Below are 8,164 nucleotides of genomic sequence, written 5' to 3'. Positions count from 1 at the left end.
CATCACATTGCTACCCCCCTTAGTCCCCCCTTGTAAAGGGGGGAAACAATAAAAATCCAGTTCCCTCCCCTTTACAAGGGGAGGGTTAGGGTGGGGTAAAAAATATTTAATACATCAACCATAACTTTTCAAACACCCTCTTAGGTACTTGTTATGCCAAACTATTATTTATATTCATTAAACAATATTAAAGGATGTATCAATAAATGTCTAAAAGTGCTGTAAAAGTTGACATATGAAGAATATTTGTTATTAACTATAGATACAATGCAGATTGTTTGTAGATAAAATTAGTGCTATGACTGGTAAAAGAGATATTAAAGTTCGAACTGACGTACAATACTGGAATTGACTAATATTAAGCCACGCCAAGTTAAAAACAGTATCTTATGCCAGCATTTTTATTAGAGGTCGGTACAGAAGAATTACCCGCAGGTTTTTTGAGTGATGCTATTGTACAATGGCGATCGCACATTCCCGAAAGTCTCAAAACCCATAATCTCCCCGAAGCGGTTGTCGAAGTCTATGGAACACCCCGACGGTTAGCAGTTCTCATTACCGGTTTACCCTCCCAACAAGCAGACAGGGAAGAAGAAATCAAAGGACCACCCGCACAAGCAGCCTTTAAAGATGGACAACCCACTAAAGCCGCCATTGGTTTTGCGAGTAAGCAAGGTGTAGATATTTCCGCTTTAGAAATTCGTCCCACAGACAAAGGGGATTTCGTCTTTGTGAACAAACAAATTCCCGGTCGTCCCATAGCCGATATTTTAACTGAACTTGTACCCCAATGGGTTTGGAACTTAGAAGGTAAGCGGTTAATGCGGTGGGGACATGGTGACGGACGATTTTCCCGGCCAATTCGCACTTTAGTCACATTGTTAGATGGGGAGATTCTACCATTACAATTAGAGAATGGGGCAAAAGTTGTCAAGAGTAATCGCCTTTCTCGCACCCATAGAGTATTACACCCCGAACCCGTCAGCATTTCCCACGCTACAGAATATGTCAAAACTTTGGCTTCTGGTTATGTGAATGTACCTCCAGAAAACCGAGGCGAAATCATCACAAATCAAGTTAAAGCCGCCGCCGAAAAATTAGGCGGATATACCCCAATTTACCCCGACTTACTAGCAGAAGTTGTCAATTTAGTTGAATATCCCACAGCAGTTATCGGACAATTTGAAGAAGAATTTCTCAACTTACCAAAAGAAGTAATTACCGAAGTTATGGTAAGTCATCAGCGTTATTTTCCCGTCTTCAAAAATGCTGATTGCCAGGAATTATTACCCAATTTTATCACCATTAGTAACGGAGATCCAGCCAAATCTGATATTATTGCTGTCGGGAATGCCAGAGTAATTCGAGCGCGGTTAGCAGACGGCAGATTTTTCTATGAAGCTGATTTATCTAAACCTTTAGAAAGCTATTTACCCCAATTAGAAAAAGTCACATTTCAAGAAGATTTAGGTTCAGTTCGTGCCAAAGTTGAAAGGGTTGTTAAAAATGCCGAAAAAATTACTACTCAATTACAACTAAATCCAAACCAAACCCAGAATATCCAAAGGGCTGCATTACTTTGTAAAGCCGATTTAGTCACGCAAATGGTTTATGAGTTTCCTGAATTACAGGGAATTATGGGGCAAAAATACGCCTTAGCGAATGGTGAAAATCCAGAAGTTGCAAAAGCAATTTTAGAGCATTATTTACCCAGAAATGCTGATGATATTTTCCCCCAAACTCTCACAGGTCAAATTGTCGGTTTAGCTGATAGATTAGATACATTAACTAGTATCTTTGGTTTAGGTTTAATTCCCACAGGTTCATCAGATCCTTTTGCATTACGTCGCGCGGCAAATGCGATTGTTAATATTACCTGGTTGGCGAATTTGCAAATTAATTTATCAACCCTTTTAGAACAAATCGCCACAGATTTTGCTACAACTTTTAATAAAGATGCCAAATCCTTAATTAAAACATTGCAAGAATTTTTCCTGCAACGGATTCGCACCTTATTACAAGATGAAAAACAGATAGATTACGATTTGGTAAATGCAGTTTTGGGAGAAAATGATCCCGAATATACAGAACGTGCATTAACTGATTTATTAGATGTCCGCGATCGCGCTCTCTATTTACAACAAATCCGCAAAGATGGTACATTAGATAAAATTTACGAAACCGTCAACCGTTCCACCCGGTTAGCAGCACAGGGAAATCTAGACTTCCAAACCCTAGAACCACAATCTTTAATAAACCCCGAACTGTTCCAGAAAAAATCCGAATCTGCATTTTATAACGCTTTGCTGGAATTAGTCCCCCAAACCCAAGCAGCACAACAAAACCGGGATTATCAACTGTTAGTAACCGCACTAGCAAAAATCGCTCCTACCGTGGGTACATTTTTTGATGGTGAAGACAGCGTTTTAGTCATGGACGCAAATTCCGATATTAAGCAAAATCGCCTAAATTTGCTGGGATTATTGCGAAATAACGCCCGTGTACTGGCTGACTTTGGCGCGATAGTCAAAAATTTGTAGCCTAAAGCAACAAAAAGTTGTGTAATTTGCACCAATTAACGCTACTATAGGGAAGCTTAACCAGGGATGCTTATACAGTCTATGCCAGAAGCGTTAATTATTGGATTCGGAAAATCCGGTGTTGCTGCGGCAAGATTGTTGAAACAGGAAGGCTGGGAGGTTGAACTTTGCGATAGTAGCACCTCCCCAACCCTCCTCGAACAACAACAACAACTCGCCAGCGAACACATTACCGTCAAATTAGGAAACACACCAGAATTCACCGATTCTGATATATCCAAGTTAATAATTGTCAGTCCCGGAGTTCCTTGGGATATTCCTATTCTAGCCAAAGCGCGAGAATTGGGCATAGAAACTATTGGCGAAATGGAACTAGCTTGGCGATTTATGCAGGATATCCCCTGGGTAGGAATCACCGGTACAAATGGTAAAACCACCACCACCGCTTTAACAGCCGCTATTTTCCAAACAGCAGGATTGAACGCTCCCGCCTGTGGTAACATTGGTTACGCTGCTTGTGAAGTTGCTTTATCTACGAAAAAACCCGATTGGATAATAGGGGAACTTAGCAGTTATCAAATCGAATCTTCTGTAACTTTAGCGCCTCGGATTGGGATTTGGACAACCTTCACACCAGATCATTTAGCTCGTCACAAAACATTAGAAAATTACTATAATATCAAAGCCAAATTATTACATAATTCCGAATTACAAATATTTAACGGTGGTGATGTTTATTTGAGCAAATTAGGATTAAATCATTGGCCAAACGCCTATTGGACAAGCGTTAAAGGTGAAAAATTCCTAATAGGTGAAAAAGGCTTTTATATCGAGAATGGCTGGGTAATGGAAAAAATTACCGCCACACCCCAACCCATTGTGGAGGTATCTGCATTGCGAATGGTAGGGGAACATAACCAGCAAAATCTCCTCATGTCCGTAGCCGCTGCCAGATTAGCAGGTATAGATATTACCGCAATTTTTCAGGCTGTCCGTGAATTCCCCGGAGTTCCCCACCGCTTAGAACATATCTGCAATTGGCAAGGCATTGACTTTATTAACGATAGCAAAGCCACCAATTACGACGCAGCCGAAGTGGGTTTAGCATCTGTGCAAAGCCCCGCCATTTTAATCGCTGGTGGGGAAGCCAAAGCGGGAGATGATACCGCCTGGTTAGCCCAAATTCAAGCCAAAGCCGCCGCTGTCTTACTCATAGGTAAAGCAGCGCCAGCATTTGCCCAACGGCTGCAAGAGGTGGGATATAGTAATTATCACATAGTTGAAACCATGGAAAACGCCGTATCCTTATCTGCGGAATTAGCCAAAAAACATCAAGCTTCAGTAGTATTATTATCGCCAGCTTGCGCCAGTTTTGACCAATATCCCAACTTTGAAATGCGGGGTGAAGACTTTCGGCAATTGTGCCAAAAATATCTAGTACCGTAGTACCGTAGGTTGGGTTAAGCAAAGCGCAACCCAAAATTTATTGATTAACACAAATAAATAAGCATCCTTATGGAAGTGCAAGTGTGAGTCAAAAAACTAGGGACACAACATTGTTATGTCCCTAAAAAAATCAAGTTTAAAAATTTTCGTTCATCTGGCTTATTTAAAGAAATCTTTGCCGTCGATTAATGAAGGTGTGTCATTCGTAATCTTTTTGAACTCAACTGTCCGGCTATTATCACCTACTGTCACTTTTTGATAGCGCAGACCATCTAGTTTTCCAGCTTTTCTGAGTAATTCCCAGTCATTCGCGTTGATGCGGATTGTGGCAGATGGACCACAGCAGTTGTATTGGACATCTTTTTTTACTACGCCTCCAGAATAATCAAGTGTAAGGCACTTTTGTTCATAAATACCAAGAGCTGTAGTAGCCGCACCCTGTAACACTGTTTGGATACAGTCTTGAGCTAATGCTTGTTCTTGTACTAGCGAGAAGAATAAAGACGGCATCATTAAGAAGGCAACGATCATCTTTTTCATTAGGGGAAATCCTCATGAGGGTTGCAAATTTCATCTTCCTATAGATATAGATTAAGAAAGTTTATTTATGCTTAAAGTTTAATGATTTGTAATATTAAATAATTAATATATAATATCATGTTGAATATTCTCTCTTGAGAAGGATTATTAACATATTAATAATCTGTAGGATGGATTATATATTTTACCCTGAGTGAAGTTGGGCTTGGTTTACCCTCCAAGCCTTTTTACTTATTTGCTCGTCCTTTAACCTATTATTTATTGGCTGTCATACCTGGACCTTGTGCTTCTTGTATCATCTCAGGAGAAAGTTCTCGCACTATCCGCAAGGGAAATAGACGAGTTGAGGAAATTTGAGCGTAGTCAGAAGTCAAAAAAGGAGCATATTGACTAGCTTCAGGCGTTAACTGTGCCGCCATTGCTAGGGTAACACCTTTGAGGAACTTCCGCACGTCTTGAGCTTGTTTTCCAGTTACTTCTTTATTCAATATAGGTTTACCTGGTTTTCCTTGTTGATATGGAGTGATTTTAGGATCTACAACACTTAAATGAGAACCACCAACCACAGCTACTAACCATTTTGGAGAGGGGATTTTCGCAAAACCGATAACTTGTTCAGTTAATGGTGGGGTGATTTTATCTGCGGAACTGGAGAGGATTAATGTGGGAATTTGTACTTTTGTTAACCCAGTTTCCCCAAACATTAAAGAAGTGGTAGGATTAAGAGCGATCGCTTGTTTAATTCTCCCATCTCTCAATTGATAAGTCTTTTCTGGTAATGCTTGACCAGCACACTGGACACGTTCTCCCAGGTTAGCTGTAGATAAATTTTGCTGACAACGTTGTTTCAGGTTTTCGATTTGTAATTCACCTCCCGCTAATGCTAAAGCCGTTCCCCCACCAAAGGAATAACCCACAACCATAACGTTATTAGTTGCTAGTTTTCCTTGTAAGGGACTATTCGCAGTTTGGTTAAGTTTTTCCAATTCATCTAAAATAAAACTGACATCACGGGGACGGTCTAAAAATTCCTGGGGTGCAACCAGTTGTTTTTTCCCTTGATTAACTGCTTTAAAACTAGTTTCATTACTACCAGGATGTTCTAAAGCTGCAACGACATAACCATGAGAAGCTAAATGTTCAGCTAAGTAGCGTAAGTCAGTCCTCACTGAACCCCGACCATGAGAAAAGACAATTATAGGTTTATTTGTACTTACAGCACTAGAAAAATAAACATCTAGGGGAATTTGTCGTTGACGCTTTTCGTCACTAAAACTTAACTTGAGTGTCTGTACCTGCGCGCTTCCTCCTTGAGTCGGGTCTAAAGAAGCAACTTTGATATCTTTGATATCTTTGGGGTTAACCTGGGGAGAAAGACCAAACATAAACCGCTGAGTGCGGATAAATGCACCATTCAAACTCCTCGCTACAGTTATAGCTTGAGGTAAATTAATTTCTAGACGTTGACTGGGATATGCGGCTATAAAACTCAGTATAGATAAACCCTGTGGAGAATTAGCGCCTAAAACTAATCCGCCTTTCATCGCTTGTAATCCAGCTTGATCCCCACGGCTAATAGCTGTAGAGACATCACTGAGGATTGTAGTCCCAATTTGGGTATTGATTAATCTATCTAAAGTAATAACATTTATGGGAATTCGGATTTTTAGTCCCTCCACCAAAAAGCGCCGTTGTTCTTCAGTCATTCTCTTGGTATAAGTTCCCAAACTAGCTGGTAATTTGCCAGTTTCTGTAGACTTTTTTAACTCTTCTAAGGATACAGATTCCTCCAAAGGTCCATAGCGAATTACAATGGTATCTGCGGCCTGTGCAGAGGTGTTAACTACAAAAAACGGTGTCAGAGCAACAGCACAAAATACACCTGCAAATACCTTAAAATCCTTCCAGCTTTTTTGTGTGAACATCTTTAATTGTAACTCAACTTAGGAAATTCTACCTGATTTTCAGTCAAGAGTAGAATTATAGAATTAAAGCTTTTGTCCTGTATAAATAGATCGCACCTCACCATTACGACGAATAATAGCTTCACCGTTACTGACTTCTACTAATATCCAACCTGTATTACCAATATTTTCACCTAAACTAATCCGGTGACTGATACCATCCACTTTAAACAAAGCCACGGATTTATTCCCTAACTCCAATAATCCATCTAATTGTGCGGAATAGCTAGGCACAGAAACCTGTTCTACTATGTTAGTAGGTTCTTTTGCTGGTAGAGCATTGACTGCGACTGGGTTGGGCTTAACCTGCGTTGTTTCTGCTATGGGTTGAGTTGCTGGTTGGTTAGCATTAATAGGAAAATTCTGAACTGCTAAAGAAGAAGATGAAGGTAATTTGGGTGGTGTTGGTACTGGGGGAACAGTTGGTATTTGATATTCGGGTGCTGGTGACTGATAAACTGGAATATATATACGCTCAATCACATTAGGGGAACTTGGCTGATTAGTAGCAGGTAGTGCATTATTCGCTGCTACAGGTAAAGGCAAAGTTGCAGTAGGTTGGGTATTTAATAAAGGTGCGGCAGTTGTTTGATTAATATTACTAGCAGGAAATCCTGGTTTAATAGTTATTTTATCATTAGTTGTTCCCTGCTGTTCTATTAAAGTCAAGGCTGCCAACATATAATTTACTAAATCTAATTGAGGATCTGTTGTCACAGAAACAGGTGATGATATTTGAGAATTTGGCCAACTTTGGGAAGTTAATTGAGTATTTATTGTAGTTAATAAACCAGACTCAGTTAAGTAAACCATCCCTAGCGTCCCTACAGTTAAGCTTAATCCCATGAATATTACTTTACTTAAACTACTAATTTGTGGTTCACTTTTGGTAGTAATTCCCCCGATAGATGGAGGATTAACTACCAGTGTTGTAGTTTGGATATTTTTAATAGGTGAAGCGGACTGTAATGGCATATTAACTGTTGATGGCAAAACCACATCAGGCATTTTAAATGACATGGGTTGGACAGGTATAGATTCTCTTCTGTCTATATGATGATTCCGCTTACTTGGACCATCTAAAATATTGTCAATATCATTAAAAAGTTCATCCATTAAACTTTCAGCATAGGTTTCTATCGTCCAAGGCTCGCTGGTGACAAAATCTATGGCTAACGCCATGCTGGTGCTATCGGATGCTTCTGAAACAAGTAAATCAGTGCTAGATTTGGGTAACATAGGCTTTTTCGGTTGTAGCTAAAAATAATAAAAAACAACGCCGCTACTGCTGTGGAAATCAACTAGCTTTTTTACCTGAATTTTCATCTGTTCTGGAAAATTTTGGTGATATTTAGTTAGAAAAGTTTATGGCCAGAGTTGGGAAAAAGGAGTCAGTAAATAACCAACAACGAAAAGTAAAATCGCCCAAACCCTCTTCACTCTTGCCTCTTGCCTCTGGTTACTGAGCGAAGTCGAAGTATTGCCTCAAGCCTAGTGCCATAACGACGATTTTCAATGCTAACCTACTTATCTATTAAGTAGAACGGCTTGAATAATTCAAAGTTTGTAGTGAGGAATTTATTCCTCATTTGAGGGCTGAAGCCCTCACTACGAAATCATCTCCAGATTTTTTACATTACTTAATATACTTTGATTTATTTTCGTCTACTTACT

5 protein-coding genes are annotated in these 8,164 nt (G+C 39.7%); 2 read left to right on the top strand and 3 right to left on the bottom strand.

The genetic code is table 11. The features are described from left to right. Nucleotides 1-389: 389 nt before the first annotated feature. On the top strand, nucleotides 390-2,540 hold the full coding sequence (gene glyS / locus PN450_RS15115) for a glycine--tRNA ligase subunit beta (RefSeq protein WP_271836813.1): 2,151 nt from the start codon (nucleotides 390-392) through the stop codon (nucleotides 2,538-2,540). 81 nt (nucleotides 2,541-2,621) lie between these two features. Continuing rightward, nucleotides 2,622-3,986 carry a UDP-N-acetylmuramoyl-L-alanine--D-glutamate ligase gene (gene murD / locus PN450_RS15110; RefSeq protein WP_271836812.1) on the top strand — a complete coding sequence of 455 codons (1,365 nt, stop codon included), beginning with the start codon at nucleotides 2,622-2,624 and terminating at the stop codon, nucleotides 3,984-3,986. A gap of 159 nt (nucleotides 3,987-4,145) precedes the next feature. Here the strand turns inward: murD and PN450_RS15105 are convergent, their stop codons facing one another. From PN450_RS15105 to PN450_RS15095, 3 genes are all read right to left on the bottom strand, one after another. After that, entirely contained in the window at nucleotides 4,146-4,526 is a 381-nt protein-coding gene (locus tag PN450_RS15105) for a hypothetical protein (RefSeq protein WP_271836811.1), read from the bottom strand. A 254-nt stretch (nucleotides 4,527-4,780) separates the two neighbouring features. Then, a complete protein-coding gene (locus tag PN450_RS15100) occupies nucleotides 4,781-6,451 on the bottom strand; it encodes an alpha/beta hydrolase (protein WP_271836810.1) in 1,671 nt (556 codons plus the stop codon). A 63-nt stretch (nucleotides 6,452-6,514) separates the two neighbouring features. Continuing rightward, on the bottom strand, nucleotides 6,515-7,729 hold the full coding sequence (locus PN450_RS15095) for a hypothetical protein (protein ID WP_271836809.1): 1,215 nt from the start codon (nucleotides 7,727-7,729) through the stop codon (nucleotides 6,515-6,517). Between the last annotated feature and the right edge of the window lie 435 nt (nucleotides 7,730-8,164).

It is taken from the genome of Dolichospermum lemmermannii CS-548 (assembly GCF_028330815.1).
In the GTDB taxonomy this organism is placed as follows: Bacteria; Cyanobacteriota; Cyanobacteriia; order Cyanobacteriales; family Nostocaceae; genus Dolichospermum; species Dolichospermum lemmermannii.
This window is presented reverse-complemented; position numbering and strand designations above follow the sequence as displayed.